The following is a 14,975-nucleotide window of genomic DNA, read 5'->3' as shown; positions in this document are numbered from 1 at the left end:
TAATTATGAAACTGAATAGGGATAAAATACTCGGATTTTTTAAGAAATCGCAAAGCAAAGCCTCGGTAATCTTAAGTGATAAAACCAAAGCCAGCAATACGATTAAAGATGCACTTGGCAAGGCGGTAACCAATAAAGGTGATTTAGAAGGGGTTTGGACCAAACTGGTATTGTTGTTTGCGGTATCTAAAGATTATGTGAATGGCGATTATACCGAAATCCCTAAAAGATCGATTATTGCCATTTTAGGAGGTCTGATTTATTTCTTATCTCCTATTGATGTAATTCCGGATTTTGTACCTGTTTTAGGTTTCATTGATGACATCTATATCTTAAATCTGGTGTACAGGCAGGTGCTCAAAGACCTGGAAAAATATAAAGTCTGGAAAGATGCCCAGGGGAAAATAATAGATATAGATGGCTCAACCACATAAAAGTTTTTTAGACTGGTTGGGCGAGCATCTTTTCAGTTGTCCGTTTAAAACCCATTTCGGGATCGATTGTCCGGGTTGTGGCTTGCAACGCTCAGTTTTAGCATTATTTCGTGGCGATTTAATCGCATCATTCAAGTTTTACTCTGCAACAATTCCCCTCATTTTTTTAGTGATATTTACCATTGTTCATCTTAAGGTTGATTTTAAGTTCGGTGCACAGCTAATAAAAATCGTTTTTGCAGGGGTTGCAGTAATTATTTTAATCAATTACATTTACAAAATATACACTCACCAATTTATCTAAATATACCTATGTCAGAAGAACAGGAAAATCCTCAAGAAAATAGACCTATAGATCTTTCAAAGAATCAAAATCCCGAACCAGCCCCTTTTCAGCCACTTGATCAGGGACCTGCAACGCCACCACCTTTCCAACAACCGCCGCCATTTCAGCAGCCACCACCGTTTGGCCAGTTTGGAGGGGGAGGTTTTGGTCAGCAGAACTTACCAAATGCTACAGCTTCTCTCGTATTGGGTATTTTAGCGATCCCAGCTTGTTGTTTCTACGGGATATTTGGAGTGATATTTGGTGTAATTGCATGGATATTAGGTGCTGGTGATATGAAAAAATATCAGCTTAACCCGGGTTTATACACAGAATCATCATATAAAAATGCAAAAGCAGGTAAAATCTGTGGAATGATTGCGACTATTTTAAGTGTGTTATTTATCGTGATCGTTGTATTAATGATAGCTGGAGCAATTACTAATCCTCAAATGTTTGATAACTTTATCAAAGGTTTGAAATAGATCATTAATTTTACCTTAAAAATATAAATCGGATGGCGCATGCCATTCGATTTTCTTATTTTTGTACTATTGATATTGTAAAATAAAAACTAAGATAATGTATCCAGAATATTTAGTAGAGCCAATGCGTAAGGAATTAACTAACGTTGGTTTTCAAGAGTTAAAAAATGCAGCAGACGTAGATCAGGCTATTAAAGGCGAAGGAACTGTGTTGGTTGTGGTGAACTCAGTTTGTGGTTGCGCAGCAGCAAATGCGCGTCCGGCAGCTCGCGCAGCAGCCGCACACGAAAAACATCCTGATAAATTGGTTACCGTTTTTGCAGGTATGGAAAAAGAAGCGGTAGATCAGGCTAGAAATTACATGATGCCTTTTCCTCCATCATCTCCGGCAATGGCTTTGTTTAAAGATGGTAAATTGGTTCATATGATCGAGCGCCACCAGATTGAAGGAAGACCAGCACAGATGATTGCTGATAACCTGATCGGTGCTTTTGAACAATATTGCTAACATTTAATCACAGCTTGTTGGCTTACACCGATAGGTGATTCTTAAAATTATATTGAAAAGGTGAATGGAAACATTCGCCTTTTTATATTTATGAGTTTCGTTAATTTGTCATCCTGAATGCAATGAAGGATCTAAATAGACGATATATGCGAAAATAATTAGATCTATATTATAGTTTAAGGTTCTGTGTGTTCAGTAAGAGATTCTTCACTGCGTTCAGAATGACAACACTCACCTAATCTTATCGTCTCGCTAAGGCTTTAGTTTTTTATGGAATCTTGGAGAAAATTTAAGTAAATAAAGGTCTTCACTGCATCCGATAGCTGTCGGATCAGAATGGACAGAGAAGTAAAAATCTGTGTAATCACTAAAAATCACCTTAATCTGTGCTTTTAAAAATCCTTATTCAGCAATTTCTCCAGTTCTCCGAAAGAAACATTCATTCTTACCCTTCCTTGTTTGGCATATGAGATTTCTCCGGTTTCTTCTGATATAATTACCGCAACAGCATCAGTTGTTTCCGAAACACCAATACCTGCACGGTGTCTTAATCCAAATTGGGAAGGTAACTGGTCGTTATCTGTTAAAGGCAAAATACAGCTGGCACTTTTAATTCTGTTTTCAGAGATCACTACAGCGCCATCATGCAGTGGACTGTTTTTCTGGAAGATACTTTCCAGCAAACGTTTCGATATTTTGGAGTCAACAAATTCGCAGCTATTGGCAAAAAATTGTTCATCATAAAATTTAACGAATACGATTAATGCCCCTGTACGCGTTTTCTTCATGCTTTTACAGGCGTCGATAATTGGTTTTATCCGGGTTAAATTATTCCTCTCAATTTCTTTCCGGCCAAATAAATAACCCCACCACGCTTTGTTTTTTTGTAAAAAAGCATTTTTCCCGATCAGTAAAAGGAAGCGCCTGATCTCCGGGTGGAAAATTACGATCAATGCAATAATCCCCACGCTCATAAACTTTTCTATGATTGCGGTCAATAACTCCATGTGTAAAGCCTTTACTATCCAGTAAAAAACTGTAATAATAAACATTCCAACAAGCAGGTTAACAGCTAGTGTATTGCGGATTAGGGTATAAACGTAATAAATTAATAAGGCCACCAAAATAATATCAACGATATCAGTTGGCGATACTTTAAGGAAGTCAAAATCAAAACCTTTCATTAGTGGCAAGATAGCAAAACGGATTTCAGTTTACAAGATAGGTTAACTGTTTAAAGCTGTTAATTGTAGATAAAATATTATAGATGTACAAAAACGCTAACCACTCAACCCAACCTCTCCACCAACCGCACACACTCTACCGCTTCCTTAACATCATGTACCCTTAAAATACCTGCACCTTTTTGCAGCGCAATGGTATTAAGTACGGAAGTTCCGTTCAGGGCCTCTGCTGCCGAAGTGCCAAGCGTTTTATAAATCATTCCTTTACGTGAAAAGCCCACTAAAATAGGCAGCTTGAATATTTTAAAGGCCTCCATCTGCCTGAGCAACTCGTAATTATGTTCGGTCGTTTTTCCGAAGCCAAAACCAGGATCTATGATTATATCATGGACGTGCAGGGCCTTAAGTGCCGCAACTTTTTTCGCCAGGTAATCGATTACTTCCAGCAATACATTATTATAAACCGGATTTTGATGCATATTTTGAGGAGTACCCTGCATGTGCATCATCATGTAAGGTACCTGTAGCTTAGCTACTGTCTCAAACATCTGCTCATCCATATCGCCAGCGGCAATGTCATTGATGATATGTGCACCGGCCGAAATGGTTTCCTCAGCAACTTTTGCCCTGAAAGTATCGATAGAAATGACTGCTTCCGGAAATGTTTTTACCAAACTTTCTACCACGGGCACCACACGGTCTATTTCTTCATTGATTGAAATGTCCTTTGCGCCTGGTCTCGATGAGTATCCCCCTATATCAATAAATGTGGCACCTTCATCAAGAAACCGGGCTGCTTTGATTAAAGCCTCGTCTATTGATTTTGTGCGGCTATTGTCGTAAAAAGAATCGGGGGTTATATTTAAAATACCCATCACTTTTGGGCTGCTTAAATCGATCATTCTATCCTTAATATTTAAGCTTTTTTTGGGCTCAAAAAAGTTTTTTTCTGCCATAATAAACCCTTTCGGGATTTGGGTTTCGCTTTAAAGATGTATCTTTAGCTTTTGTTTTTTCAGAACAAAAATACACTAAAAACTAAATAATTATTGGCTTTGACACAAACAAATACCTCTACCGAGTTTGATGAAGTGATTGCAGTTTGCAGATCATTATTTTTAAAAAAAACTAAAGATTACGGCACTGCTTGGCGGATTTTAAGGCCAAGTTCGATCACTGACCAGATTTTTATCAAAGCACAACGCATCCGTACCCTGGAAGAAAAAAAAGTAAGTAAGGTGGGAGAGGGTGTGATTTCTGAATACATTGGGATTATTAATTATTGTGTTATTGCCATGATGCAGCTGGAATTGACCGAAAGCGACCCCAATGAAATGCCCTATGATGAAGTTGAAAAAAGGTTTGTAGAAAAGGTAACAGAAACTAAAGATTTAATGTTCGCCAAAAACCACGATTATGGTGAGGCCTGGCGCGATATGCGTATTAGCTCGTTAACCGACCTGATTTTGATGAAAATATTTAGGGTTAAACAGATAGAAGATAACGAAGGACAAACGCTGGCTTCAGAGGGTGTTAACGCGAATTATCAGGATATGCTGAACTATTCGGTTTTCGCGCTGATCAAACTCGGCGTTAAATAAATAGCATTATAAGGCTTTAAAAAAATAAATATATAGATGCGAAATATAATTTTAAGATTCTCCAGGATTTTTGTCGGTGCTTTATTCATATTTTCAGGATTGATCAAAGCTAACGATCCGCTTGGCTTTGGTTATAAGTTGCAGGAATATTTTGAAGTTTTTCATATGAATTTCCTCAGCGGTATGGCCACAGGTATAGCCATTTTGCTCTGTACTTTGGAAATTGTGCTGGGTGCGTTATTGTTATTGGGTTTCTGGAGTAAAAAAGTAGCCTGGGGCTTATTGTTGCTGATTATATTTTTTACGCTGTTAACATTTATTTCTGCCGCATTTAAAGTGGTTACCAGCTGCGGTTGTTTTGGCGATGCCATTCCGCTAACGCCTTGGCAATCGTTCAGTAAAGACCTGATCCTTTTGGCGCTGATTATTGTGATTTTCTTAAACAAAAACCTTATTCAGCCATTATTTAAAAAAGAAGCTACACAGAGAAATATTGCTATTACAGTAACGGTTATATCCTTAGGTTTTGGGTTATATACTTACAATGTTTTGCCGATTATTGACTTTCTGCCTTATAAAGTTGGCTCACATCTTCCTTCATTAATGGTAATTCCTCCGGGAGAAAAGCCTGATGAATTTGAAATCATGTACCACCTCAAGAATAAAAAGACCAAAGAGGAGAAAGATATGAGCGATAAAGCCTATCTTAAAACTGAGATCTGGAAGGATGAAAATTGGGAAATTATTGGTGAACCGGCAAAAAGACTGCTTAAAAAAGGCTTTGAGCCTAAAATCAAAGATTTGAATATTACTGACGCTTCAGGCACTGATTATACCAAGGAACTGATCGAAAATCCATACTATAATCTGATTTTTGTGGCTTACGATCTTCATAGTACAAATGAGGCAGCTATTGGTAAATTAAACGCACTTGCCATTAATGCTACACAGCAGTTTAATATCCGTACGGTTTTGCTTACTTCCAATTCTGCACAGGATGCTCAGGCGTTTATCAAAAAGAACAACTTGTTTTCTGAAGTGTTTTATGCAGATGCAGTGCCTTTAAAAAGCATGGTAAGGGCAAATCCTGGTGTTTTGTTAATGAAGAATGGTGTGGTGATTAATAAATGGCATTTTCATAATGTGCCAACTTTTGACCAGTTAAGCAGAAAATATTTCGATAAATAAATATGATCGGATACGCACTGAAAAAACTGATGTATGGACTACTGGTAATGGGTGGTGTAATATTGGTTGTTTTTGTGCTGTTTAATATTTTGCCCGGCGATCCTGCAAGGATGACAATGGGGCAGCGAGCCGATGTTCAGTCACTTGAAGCAGTTCGCAAAGAATTTGGTTTAGACCGATCAAAGCCTGTGCAGTTTATTTTATATATTAACGATTTATCTCCAATCAGCATTGTGGATAACGATAGTACCAGTCAGCAGAAATACCATTATGCAAAACTCATTGCTTTTGATAAAAAAGTACTGGTATTAAAATGGCCCTATCTGCGGAGCTCGTACCAAACCAAACGCGATGTAACTGCAATCCTTTCTGAAACCGTACCAAATACCTTCATCCTTGCTTTAACGGCCATGATTTTTGCCACCATCATTGGTGTGTTTTTGGGTGTGCTATCAGCGGTTTATAAAGATTCATGGATTGATAAATCAGCAAATGCATTTGCCATCCTGGGGATATCTGCACCTTCTTTTTTTGCGGGAATTATTATTGCCTGGCTTTTCGGATTTGTGCTGAGCAACTACACAGGTTTAAAAATGAGTGGTAGCTTATATTCTTACGATCCTTTTAATGGTGAGGTATTGACCCTGAGAAATTTATGGTTACCGATGATAACGCTGGGTTTAAGGCCATTGGCCATTATAGTACAGCTTACCAGAAGCGCCATGCTGGATGTTTTGGCGCAGGATTATATCAGGACTGCAAGGGCCAAAGGCTTAAGTAGAAATGCCATAATTTATAAACACGCTTTAAAAAACGCCATGAACCCGGTTATTACCGCTATCTCAGGATGGTTTGCCTCTTTATTGGCAGGTTCTTTTTTTGTAGAGTACATTTTCGGCTATAATGGCTTAGGAAGAACAACGGTAACCGCTTTAGAAATGTCCGATTTTCCGGTTGTAATGGGTTCAATTCTTTTTATCGCTTTCGTATTTGTAGTCATTAATATCCTGGTTGATATTTTATATGCTTATGTCGATCCAAGAGTTAAATTAAGTTAGATTATGCGAGAGGAAGAAATTATAAATTATACCCAGCTTGCCGATGCCCGCATCATCGAAATTTTTAAATTGGCAACCATTGAGTTGCCTGATGCAGAACGTTTGTTCAGTCACGTGCTTAATGCACAGCATATTTGGGCACAACGGATTTCTGGCAAAACACCGCTCTATGGGGTTTGGGATATCCACTCAACAGAGGATTTTGAAAGCCTTTCTTTAGAAAATTTCAGGCTGATCAGGGAAGCATTGAATAATCATCCTTTAGATAAACGGATTTTATATACTAATACAAGAGGCGATCAATATGAAAACCGCATAGACGAAATTTCATTTATTTAATCACTCTACTTATCATCGCGGACAGGTTGTAACTTTATTAAAAAAGGCAGGTTTTACACCGCCTGTAACCGATTATATTATGTTAAAACGCGACCATTTGTTATAGGTCGGCTATAAGAACTTTAGATGAAAATTTTCCTTATCGGATATATGGGCTGCGGCAAAAGCACCAAAGCAAAACAATTGGCACAACGTTTAGATTGTCCTGTAATTGACCTGGATGCCGAAATTGTTTCGAAAACTGGTAAAAGTATTGCCGAATATTTTGCAGAATTTGGAGAAAGCGGTTTTAGGGATTACGAAAGTGAAATGCTTAAAACATACAATTATCCCGAAACCTGTGTGGTGGCTACCGGAGGCGGATTGCCTTGTTTCTTTGATAATATGGAATGGATGAATGCACATGGCGAAACGGTTTACCTGCAAATGAATCCTGCGGCTTTGGTTTCACGTTTACATAACCGCCAAAAGCGCCCTTTGATTAAAGATTTGGATGATGAACAACTCTTGGTATTCATTAAAGAAAAACTTCAGGAGCGCGATCCTTTTTATACAAAAGCGAAAATAATTATAGATGCATTTGATCTTGATGGAGAGAAGTTAGAGGAAGCAATTAGGGGAAGTCGTTAGGCTGCAGTCCTTAGTTCCGGGTCTTAAGTCTGTAGTAGGTTAATTGCTTTAATATAGTTATAGTTCATGAGCTATCGACCATGAACCATTAAACTATTGACCAATGACTAATGAACAACTGAACTAATATCATCATCAATGATCTTGGCCGACAACAATGCCAAAGGAATTCCTCCGCCCGGATGTACACTTCCTCCACAGAAGTATAAATTTTTAACCTTAGAACTGAAGTTGGGGTGTCGTAAAAAAGCAGAAAACTGATTGTTGGAACTGTTGCCATACAAAGAACCCTGATACGATCCGGTTTTGCTTTCGATACTCCGGGGATCCAGGATCTGTTCGCAAATGATATCTTTTTCAATATTCCTGTTCAGAATCCGGCTGATTTTTTTGATAATATTTGTCCTTGACTCCTTAATCAACTGGTCCCAGTTTTGTCCCGTATTAGCAGGTACATTAATCATCACAAACCAATTTTCAGCATTTGCAGGCGCATCGCCTCTGAGGTGTTTAGCGCTGATATTTATGTAAACAGTAGGATCATTGCAAATGGTTTTATCTTTCCAGATGGCATTAAATTCATTTTGGTAGTCTTCAGCGAAGAAAATATTATGTAAGCCTAAATCACTGTAGTTCCCATCCATACCCCAGTAAAAAATCAATGCTGAACTGCTGCGTTCCTGGGTTAATAATTTTTTAGGTTCAGCTATGCCTTTAAGTAAATTTTTGTAAGTAAACCAGATGTCAAGGTTAGAGATCACTAACTCTGTTTTGTAGGTTTTATCGTTAACTTTTACCCCGTTTATTTTAGGTTTGTTTTCATTGGTGTATAATATTTCTTCAACTTTTTGGCTGTAATGAAACCGGGTACCCAGTTCTTCAGCCAGCTTAATTAAAGCCTTAACAATACCATACATGCCATCTTTTGGAATAAAAGCGCCAAAATGATATTCAAAATGTGGAATTACATTCAATGTAGCTGGCGCCTGATATGGATTTGAGCCATTATAGGTGGCATACCGGTTAAAAAGTTGCGTGATCCGCTCATCTTTAAAAAATGATTGGTTAGCCCTGGCCTGTGTTCTAAAGGCATCAATCTGCCCAAAACGGAATATCGATTTTAAAGTATCCCAATGCAGGTAACTTTTAAGTTTATGCAAACTCCTTTCTAAAAATACACGATGAGTAACCTCGTAGATTGTCTCGCTCTTTTTTAAAAAATGCTCAACTTCTGCTGCGGTTGAATTGGTTTTCTCTTCTATATCCCTTGCAAATTTATCAAGATCGGAGGTAGCGTTTAACCTTAAACCATCTTCGTAAAAGTAACGGCAAACTTCTTTTAGTTTAATGTACTTAAAATAATCTTCAGGATTCTTTCCAGCCAGTTTAAAAAGTTCATCCACATATTGGGGCATGGTAAAAAGACTTGGGCCGGCATCAAACCTGAAACCATTTATTTTTATTTCCCCTAGTTTGCCTCCGGGTTTCGAATTGGCTTCAAAAACTTCAACATCATACCCCTTTACAGAGAGGCGAATGGCAGACGCAATTCCCGCAATTCCGGCACCGATAACTATGGCTTTTGGTTTAGGCATAATGCGAAAATAGAATAAATATTTTACTAACTTAAGGCAATGACTAAGGATGATATTATAATTTATAAAAATGAAGAGGGATTGCCGGCAATAGAAGTGGTTTTCGGTAATGATACTGTTTGGCTTACTCAGCAGCAGATGCAACAGCTTTTTAATAAAACTAAACAGAATATAAGTCTCCATATTAAGAATATATTTAGTGAAAATGAACTGGATAAAAGTTCAACTGTCAAGAAATCCTTGACAGTTCAAAAAGAAGGCAATAGATCAGTTAGCAGAGAAATCGAATTTTATTCTTTAGATGTGATTATATCAGTTGGCTATCGGGTAAAATCGGTAGAGGGAACGAAATTCAGGATATGGGCCAATCAGATTTTAAAAGATTATCTATTAAATGGGTATGCCTTAAATCATAAAAAATTACAAGAGCAAAGCCAGCAACTCATAGAATTAAAACAGGCGATTAAGTTGGTTGGTGCTGTTCAAAATAACCACTTGCTTAATAATGATGAGCTAAAAGATACTTTTAAAATTCTTACAGATTATGTTTATGCTTTAGATGTTCTTGATCGTTACGATCATCAGCAGCTAGAAAATGAAGTTTCTGGCAATAGAGGCGATTTTAAAATAGAGTACGATTCTGCACTTGAAGCCATAGATGATTTGAGAGTGAAATTTGGTGGAAGCAAACTTTTTGGAAATGAAAAAGACCAATCATTTAAAAGTTCATTATATACGATTTATCAAACATTTGATGGAGAAGAGCTTTATCCGAGTATGGAAGAAAAGGCGGCCAATCTATTATATTTCGTAGTAAAAAACCATTCATTTTCTGATGGAAATAAACGGATCGCTGCCTTTTTATTTGTTTGGTTTCTGGATAAAAATAAAATGCTCTATCGCGAAGATGGTACAAAAAGAATTGCTGATAATGCGCTGGTTGCGCTTACCTTACTCATCGCAGAAAGTGATCCTAAAGAAAAAGAGATGATGGTTAAAGTAGTTGTTAATTTGATCAACTATAAAAACTAACCTACTTCAATTCGGCTAAATACACTTTCGTTTGTTTTTCGATCTCGTTGGTCGCAAATTTAATGGACGAACCTACTTTTGTGGTTTCTGCTTTTACGGGCATTTTATTGATGGTTGCCAATGCATCAACATACCATTTGCACCAAACCTCAATAATATGCTTCTCGTCATTTGCTGCTTTTCCATCAGCAATTGCTTTTTTGCTGAGCTCAAATTCAGTTTTTAGGCGTGTCAAAGCATCTGCTTTAACTTGCGAAACAGTAGCTATAACCGTGTTTTCATCCGCCGAAATCAGAGTATACGCTGCTGTTAAGCCACTTATACCAACGTTTTTCATTTCAGTTGGCGAAACTTTGTCGATCCTGTCGTTATCCGTATGGTAAAATACATCCGTAAAGTGCCACATCAGTAGTCCTGGGATTTTATTTTGCAAAAAAGGAGTGTGATCGCTACCGCCTTCAAAAGGATTATAGTTAACCGTCCAGTTTGCATATTTACCCTGGGCCTTGCAGATATCAAAGATGAAGTCATTGAAATAATGTGGGAAAAGATCTTTTTCACTAACATCGCCGGCGCCCCATTCGGTATGTTTATCTTTTCCCCTTGTCCAGATGGCAGATGGATCGGGCATCTTTTCAATCAGAAAAGAACCTCCGGTTTTTTGGGTGTCTTCGCCAACCATATCTAAACTCATTCCCCACATAATGCCTTTAGCACGCGTAGTATCTTCTGTAATATACCTTCTGGTCGACACAATTTCATCACCCCATAAAAAAGTCAGGCTGCGCTTCGGATTGATCTTTTTTGTCTGGTATAATTCAGCAGTTAGTCTCGCCATTTCTGCCAATGTACCTACGCCGCTCGCATTATCATTTGCCCCGGGCTCCTGTACGTGTGCGCTAAATACAAAACGTTCAGTAGGGCTTACACTGCCCCTAACATTTGCTACAATGGTTAATTCTTCTGAAGGATATATTTTGGTCTGGATATTTACTTTCAATTTCGTTTCACCTTTTAAACAAGCTGATTTTAGTTTTTCTTTAGCAGCATAAGATAGGAGCAGCGTCCATACTTCACTATTGGCTTTCATGCTGCCAAACTGGATAGAAGTTTGATGAAGCTCTGGTTGGGTGTATTTTGGCATCGAATAGCCTAAAACGCCAATGGCTCCGACTTTGGTTGCGATTTGAAGTAAGCGTGACGGATTATTTTCTGAAAACATGATTTTCCCTTTTAAATCCATCTTTTCTATCTCCGCCGGAGCTATCTTTTCGATGTAAACCACATTGGCCGTAATGCCATCAGGAGGAGTTGAGCTGCAGTTGATGGGAATCATGTTGCGGTTGGTTTTGTAAGAAATAAGTGGCTGTGCTTCACCTACAATATCAATATTGGCATCAACAGGTTCCCAGGTGCTGTTTTTCATCGTCCTTTTTTCGATGCGATAAGTTAAAGGAGCTTCAAACTCATTCTGTTTCTGTTCTACAAAACCAGCTTTTTTAAGGATATTTTCTACATAATGGATACTGGCATTAAAACCTGTGTTGCCGGGTACACGGAAATATTTCTCTACAAAAGCTGTGGTTTCGTAGGCATTTTTTTCTATGAAACCAGCCCGCGTCAGCTTGAAATATTCATCTGTTGGGTTTTGTGCATAACATGCCACTCCCGCAAAAAGCAGTGCAAAAAGTATCTTTGTTTTCATGATCATTGGTAAAAGCGAAATATAACAATAGCTTTTGAATCTTTTTATCAATTTAAACAAGTATTCATGTATGCAAATATAATATTGCATGTTAGATTTGCATACATCATTCTCCGAAATTTAGAACCGATACTTAAAGAAGCTTCTGCGTAGCCCTGTTGTGGTGTTGTTAGGTTCCCGTCAATAGGTACTACATTGGCAATCAGCCTTATTGATCAGGTTAAGTCTATGTATGTATATCTTGAGTTAACGTTGGAAAACGACTTGTACTATCACCAAAAATATATGTAAGAGATAGCGGCCTTACTCATGCCTTGCTTAATATAAAAAGTTATAATGAACTACTTGGTCATCCCGTAGTAGGTGGAAGTTGGGAAGGCTTTGTAATCGAAAATATTATGTCTGTAATTCCATCTGGAGTGCAAACCTACTACTATTGAACACCTGGAGGTGCGGAAATAGATTTAATTCTGGAATTTTCAGATACGGAAAAATGGGCAATAGAAATTAAAAGAAGTTCTGCGCCTTCATTGTCAAAGGGGTTTTACTTTGCTTGTCAAGAAGTAAAACCCAGTAGTAGCTTTGTTGTTTATGCAGGTAATGATACCTTTGCAATGCAGGGCGGAGCCATAGCGCTGTCACTGCATGCATTGATGCAAAAGCTTATAAGCTACGCGTAACGCTTGCCCGTTTTACGTTTTAACCCTTCATCAACCGATAACGGGCCTGAACCTACTACCCAAAACATAATCAGCAGAAATAACACCAATATTGAAAACCACAATTCAGAATTCGGTGTAGAAAAACCCGGGGTAAGGTTAACAAAAAACACGGCAAACAGTAAGATTGGGATCTGGATGACGACGGCAAAGCGGGTAACCAGGCCTAGCGTAATCAAAATACCGCCAACTAAATGTGCAAAGGCAACAATGTGAATGGCTACACTGATCAGTACGCCTGAAAAACCGAATACGTTGTTTTGTGTGATCATATTCTGGAGTACGGATGTGTCGCTAACGAAAGAAACACCTTTTCCAAAAATGATCAGGCCAAGTACAATCCGAAGATAATCCAGCCATTTTGAGTGATGAACATCTCCCCAATGTTCAATTTTACGGATAACGTTCATAATGAACCTCCTTTTTATGTGAATGATATATTAAGTTACGGATTTATATCGTAATATCAAATAACATATTGAAAATCAGGTAGTGCCAGTAGGTTTGTGAGCTACATTGAATTTACTTTTCAACGTAATCCTTCGCCTCATTAATCCAGTTCTGTTCGGGTCTTAAAATTTTGTCAGGCCTAATGCCTACGTTATCTATTGCTATCCCGGCATCAATTCTTCTGCTTCTGGAAGTAGCCCAATAAAGCATGTAAGGCATACAGCTAAAATCTGCCCCTCTCATATTAGAATAATCTAAAACACCAGCGGTATGCTCGCCCATTAAGGTTACTTTACTACTTTGTTTAGCCAATAAGAGAAATTCTTCAGTAGTGCTTCCACAGTTTTTATTAATCAAAATGATTACTTTTTGAGGGTAGGGCGTAACGCTGTCTAAACTGAAATTGCTATCATCGGAGAAGGAGACAAGTTTACCTTTACCTTGTTCCATTTTTTTAATGACATTGCTAATAAACACCTTTTGATCAGGTGGAAGGCCATTTGTTGTAGCTATTGCAGCCCAACCTGCTATATTGTCATCTGTAGACAGTACATCTGCACCGATTTCTCTGAATGTGTTTGTGTAGAGATATGGCGTTATGGGCCTGTAAGCAAAATCAGCGCCACCACCATTATTTCTTAAGTCAAGAATCAAATAGGGCATTTTACTTAAGTTAGATCGATTTGCTTTAAACAAGGAATCTATGTTCTTTGCATTCAGCTGATTAAATGTGCTAATCTTTATGTATAGTGTTTTTGTGGAAAGTGATTTACTGGCGACAGGTGCTTCACCAACAGGCTCTGCTGACGATTGCTTACTTCCTTCTCTTTTAAAAGTGCCTAAAGTATTTCCTTTAATTTGTAATAACACATTTGTAGGAATATAATATCGATCATACATAATGCCTTTAAGCGTATCCTTGATGCTTTTAAGCGATAACACTACCTGTCCAGGCAACCATTTGCCAGGTTTTGAGGAAATGACAACCCCCGCATAATCCCGAAAGCTTGTTTTGTTTTTGATCACTGCTATTCGGGATGTGGAATCCTCATTCCAATAAATGCCCGTAATCCCTTTTGTGTTTTTAAGCTCGGCGAGCTCCTGGCTTGACAGGCTTAAGCGTTCCATTGCTTGAATACGTTCTTGTAATTTAGTTTCTTCTCTTTCTTTCGAGATCCTGTTTCTGCCTATTTGAATATGCCCATCTTTGAAAAAGGTTAACCACTCATTAATTAAATAAATACATTGCGCGGATGTTGTTATTGATTGTGATTGCTCAAGTGCAGCCTGTGTGCGTTTATGATAGATAGCTTCTGTTTTAGCATTCACCTTATCTTTAAAACCCGCATAATTTTTTTCAATTTTATCTTTAACATAATTAAATTCCAGGCTGCAATTACAAGGCTGTGCAAAAGAGTTAAAAGAAAAGAGGAATAAAAGTAATACACTGGTTAGGATGGATTTCATAGGGGATAGCATCATTAAGCTTAACAGACTACAAGTATAAAAAATAAATCTAACCTCCGTTATCTATTGGTGTACATGGCAACTAAGTTTAATGATTAAGCCTTTGTATCAAAAAAGGGCTAATTTAGTAATGCATGAGAACTTGCTTTCACCCGGCGATCTATTTGGTGGCCACTTTGTACTAAAATGTTGAGGGTACGGTTGGTGAGATATAGAAACTGATGATGCCAATACAGATCAAAACTGAATTTTCTG

16 protein-coding genes and 2 pseudogenes are annotated in these 14,975 nt (G+C 37.9%); 12 read left to right on the top strand and 6 right to left on the bottom strand.

Going from position 1 to position 14,975, the window contains the following annotated elements; genetic code table 11:
• Window positions 1-5: 5 nt before the first annotated feature.
• The 4 genes from IM793_RS21780 (at window position 6) to IM793_RS21765 (ending at window position 1,752) form a co-directional block, all read left to right on the top strand.
• Window positions 6-434, top strand: a complete 429-nt coding sequence (locus IM793_RS21780; RefSeq protein ID WP_132403581.1) for a YkvA family protein — start codon at window positions 6-8, stop codon at window positions 432-434.
• Entirely contained in the window at window positions 418-738 is a 321-nt protein-coding gene (locus IM793_RS21775) for a DUF2752 domain-containing protein (protein WP_193425027.1), read from the top strand. Before IM793_RS21780 ends, IM793_RS21775 begins: the two co-directional genes overlap by 17 nt.
• Before the next feature lie 8 nt (window positions 739-746).
• Window positions 747-1,244 (top strand): CCC motif membrane protein, encoded by a 498-nt coding sequence (locus IM793_RS24920; protein ID WP_207908514.1) that lies wholly within the window; start codon window positions 747-749, stop codon window positions 1,242-1,244.
• Between the two features lie 97 nt (window positions 1,245-1,341).
• The gene (locus tag IM793_RS21765) at window positions 1,342-1,752 is read left to right on the top strand and encodes a BrxA/BrxB family bacilliredoxin (RefSeq protein WP_025145566.1); all 411 of its coding nucleotides are present in this window, start codon (window positions 1,342-1,344) and stop codon (window positions 1,750-1,752) included.
• A 392-nt stretch (window positions 1,753-2,144) separates the two neighbouring features.
• Here IM793_RS21765 and cdaA read toward each other — a convergent pair whose 3' ends face one another.
• The gene (gene cdaA / locus IM793_RS21760; protein ID WP_121287783.1) at window positions 2,145-2,936 is read right to left on the bottom strand and encodes a diadenylate cyclase CdaA; all 792 of its coding nucleotides are present in this window, start codon (window positions 2,934-2,936) and stop codon (window positions 2,145-2,147) included.
• Window positions 2,937-3,040: 104 nt separating this feature from the next.
• Window positions 3,041-3,892 (bottom strand): dihydropteroate synthase, encoded by an 852-nt coding sequence (gene folP / locus IM793_RS21755; RefSeq protein WP_193425025.1) that lies wholly within the window; start codon window positions 3,890-3,892, stop codon window positions 3,041-3,043.
• Window positions 3,893-3,991: 99 nt separating this feature from the next.
• Here folP and IM793_RS21750 point away from each other — a divergent pair, with 99 nt between their 5' ends.
• From IM793_RS21750 to IM793_RS21725, 6 genes and pseudogenes are all read left to right on the top strand, one after another.
• A complete protein-coding gene (locus IM793_RS21750; protein ID WP_121287840.1) occupies window positions 3,992-4,537 on the top strand; it encodes a DUF1599 domain-containing protein in 546 nt (181 codons plus the stop codon).
• A 36-nt stretch (window positions 4,538-4,573) separates the two neighbouring features.
• A complete protein-coding gene (locus IM793_RS21745) occupies window positions 4,574-5,725 on the top strand; it encodes a BT_3928 family protein (protein ID WP_193425023.1) in 1,152 nt (383 codons plus the stop codon).
• A gap of 2 nt (window positions 5,726-5,727) precedes the next feature.
• Window positions 5,728-6,783 (top strand): ABC transporter permease, encoded by a 1,056-nt coding sequence (locus IM793_RS21740; RefSeq protein WP_121287786.1) that lies wholly within the window; start codon window positions 5,728-5,730, stop codon window positions 6,781-6,783.
• A 3-nt stretch (window positions 6,784-6,786) separates the two neighbouring features.
• On the top strand, window positions 6,787-7,122 hold the full coding sequence (locus IM793_RS21735) for a hypothetical protein (RefSeq protein ID WP_193425020.1): 336 nt from the start codon (window positions 6,787-6,789) through the stop codon (window positions 7,120-7,122).
• A gap of 34 nt (window positions 7,123-7,156) precedes the next feature.
• Window positions 7,157-7,228: pseudogene (locus tag IM793_RS25195) on the top strand (hypothetical protein); the annotation flags it as partial.
• A gap of 20 nt (window positions 7,229-7,248) precedes the next feature.
• A complete protein-coding gene (locus IM793_RS21725) occupies window positions 7,249-7,752 on the top strand; it encodes a shikimate kinase (RefSeq protein WP_193425018.1) in 504 nt (167 codons plus the stop codon).
• 107 nt (window positions 7,753-7,859) lie between these two features.
• Here the strand turns inward: IM793_RS21725 and crtD are convergent, their stop codons facing one another.
• On the bottom strand, window positions 7,860-9,347 hold the full coding sequence (crtD, locus tag IM793_RS21720; RefSeq protein ID WP_193425016.1) for a 1-hydroxycarotenoid 3,4-desaturase CrtD: 1,488 nt from the start codon (window positions 9,345-9,347) through the stop codon (window positions 7,860-7,862).
• A 39-nt stretch (window positions 9,348-9,386) separates the two neighbouring features.
• On the opposite strand from crtD, the gene rhuM reads away from it, so the two are divergent.
• Complete coding sequence (gene rhuM, locus IM793_RS21715; RefSeq protein WP_193425013.1) at window positions 9,387-10,379, top strand: virulence protein RhuM/Fic/DOC family protein; 993 nt, start codon at window positions 9,387-9,389, stop codon at window positions 10,377-10,379.
• A gap of 1 nt (window position 10,380) precedes the next feature.
• On the opposite strand, the gene IM793_RS21710 is transcribed toward rhuM, so the two are convergent.
• Window positions 10,381-12,084, bottom strand: a complete 1,704-nt coding sequence (locus IM793_RS21710; protein WP_193425010.1) for a M28 family peptidase — start codon at window positions 12,082-12,084, stop codon at window positions 10,381-10,383.
• Window positions 12,085-12,344: 260 nt separating this feature from the next.
• Here IM793_RS21710 and IM793_RS25190 point away from each other — a divergent pair.
• Window positions 12,345-12,524: pseudogene (locus IM793_RS25190) on the top strand (DUF4143 domain-containing protein); the annotation flags it as partial.
• Between the two features lie 230 nt (window positions 12,525-12,754).
• On the opposite strand, the gene IM793_RS21700 reads toward IM793_RS25190, so the two are convergent.
• Together IM793_RS21700 and IM793_RS21695 are read right to left on the bottom strand one after the other, a co-directional pair.
• Window positions 12,755-13,213 carry a DoxX family protein gene (locus IM793_RS21700; RefSeq protein WP_193425008.1) on the bottom strand — a complete coding sequence of 153 codons (459 nt, stop codon included), beginning with the start codon at window positions 13,211-13,213 and terminating at the stop codon, window positions 12,755-12,757.
• Between the two features lie 112 nt (window positions 13,214-13,325).
• On the bottom strand, window positions 13,326-14,720 hold the full coding sequence (locus IM793_RS21695) for a S41 family peptidase (protein WP_193425005.1): 1,395 nt from the start codon (window positions 14,718-14,720) through the stop codon (window positions 13,326-13,328).
• Between the last annotated feature and the right edge of the window lie 255 nt (window positions 14,721-14,975).

The organism is Pedobacter sp. MR2016-19 (assembly GCF_014947265.1).
In the GTDB taxonomy this organism is placed as follows: domain Bacteria; phylum Bacteroidota; class Bacteroidia; order Sphingobacteriales; family Sphingobacteriaceae; genus Pedobacter.
Note: the sequence above shows the minus strand (reverse complement) of the source record. Positions and strands in the feature narration are given on the sequence as shown.

What these genes read in the sequence shown, in the direction of transcription:
- IM793_RS21780 (WP_132403581.1), top strand. Translation starts at nt 6, where the DNA reads ATGAAACTGAATAGGGATAAAATACTCGGATTTTTTAAGAAATCGCAA.
- IM793_RS21775 (WP_193425027.1), top strand. Translation starts at nt 418, where the DNA reads ATGGCTCAACCACATAAAAGTTTTTTAGACTGGTTGGGCGAGCATCTT.
- IM793_RS24920 (WP_207908514.1), top strand. Translation starts at nt 747, where the DNA reads ATGTCAGAAGAACAGGAAAATCCTCAAGAAAATAGACCTATAGATCTT.
- IM793_RS21765 (WP_025145566.1), top strand. Translation starts at nt 1,342, where the DNA reads ATGTATCCAGAATATTTAGTAGAGCCAATGCGTAAGGAATTAACTAAC.
- cdaA (WP_121287783.1), bottom strand. Translation starts at nt 2,936, where the DNA reads ATGAAAGGTTTTGATTTTGACTTCCTTAAAGTATCGCCAACTGATATC.
- folP (WP_193425025.1), bottom strand. Translation starts at nt 3,892, where the DNA reads ATGGCAGAAAAAAACTTTTTTGAGCCCAAAAAAAGCTTAAATATTAAG.
- IM793_RS21745 (WP_193425023.1), top strand. Translation starts at nt 4,574, where the DNA reads ATGCGAAATATAATTTTAAGATTCTCCAGGATTTTTGTCGGTGCTTTA.
- IM793_RS21740 (WP_121287786.1), top strand. Translation starts at nt 5,728, where the DNA reads ATGATCGGATACGCACTGAAAAAACTGATGTATGGACTACTGGTAATG.
- IM793_RS21735 (WP_193425020.1), top strand. Translation starts at nt 6,787, where the DNA reads ATGCGAGAGGAAGAAATTATAAATTATACCCAGCTTGCCGATGCCCGC.
- IM793_RS21725 (WP_193425018.1), top strand. Translation starts at nt 7,249, where the DNA reads ATGAAAATTTTCCTTATCGGATATATGGGCTGCGGCAAAAGCACCAAA.
- crtD (WP_193425016.1), bottom strand. Translation starts at nt 9,347, where the DNA reads ATGCCTAAACCAAAAGCCATAGTTATCGGTGCCGGAATTGCGGGAATT.
- rhuM (WP_193425013.1), top strand. Translation starts at nt 9,387, where the DNA reads ATGACTAAGGATGATATTATAATTTATAAAAATGAAGAGGGATTGCCG.
- IM793_RS21710 (WP_193425010.1), bottom strand. Translation starts at nt 12,084, where the DNA reads ATGAAAACAAAGATACTTTTTGCACTGCTTTTTGCGGGAGTGGCATGT.
- IM793_RS21700 (WP_193425008.1), bottom strand. Translation starts at nt 13,213, where the DNA reads ATGAACGTTATCCGTAAAATTGAACATTGGGGAGATGTTCATCACTCA.
- IM793_RS21695 (WP_193425005.1), bottom strand. Translation starts at nt 14,720, where the DNA reads ATGAAATCCATCCTAACCAGTGTATTACTTTTATTCCTCTTTTCTTTT.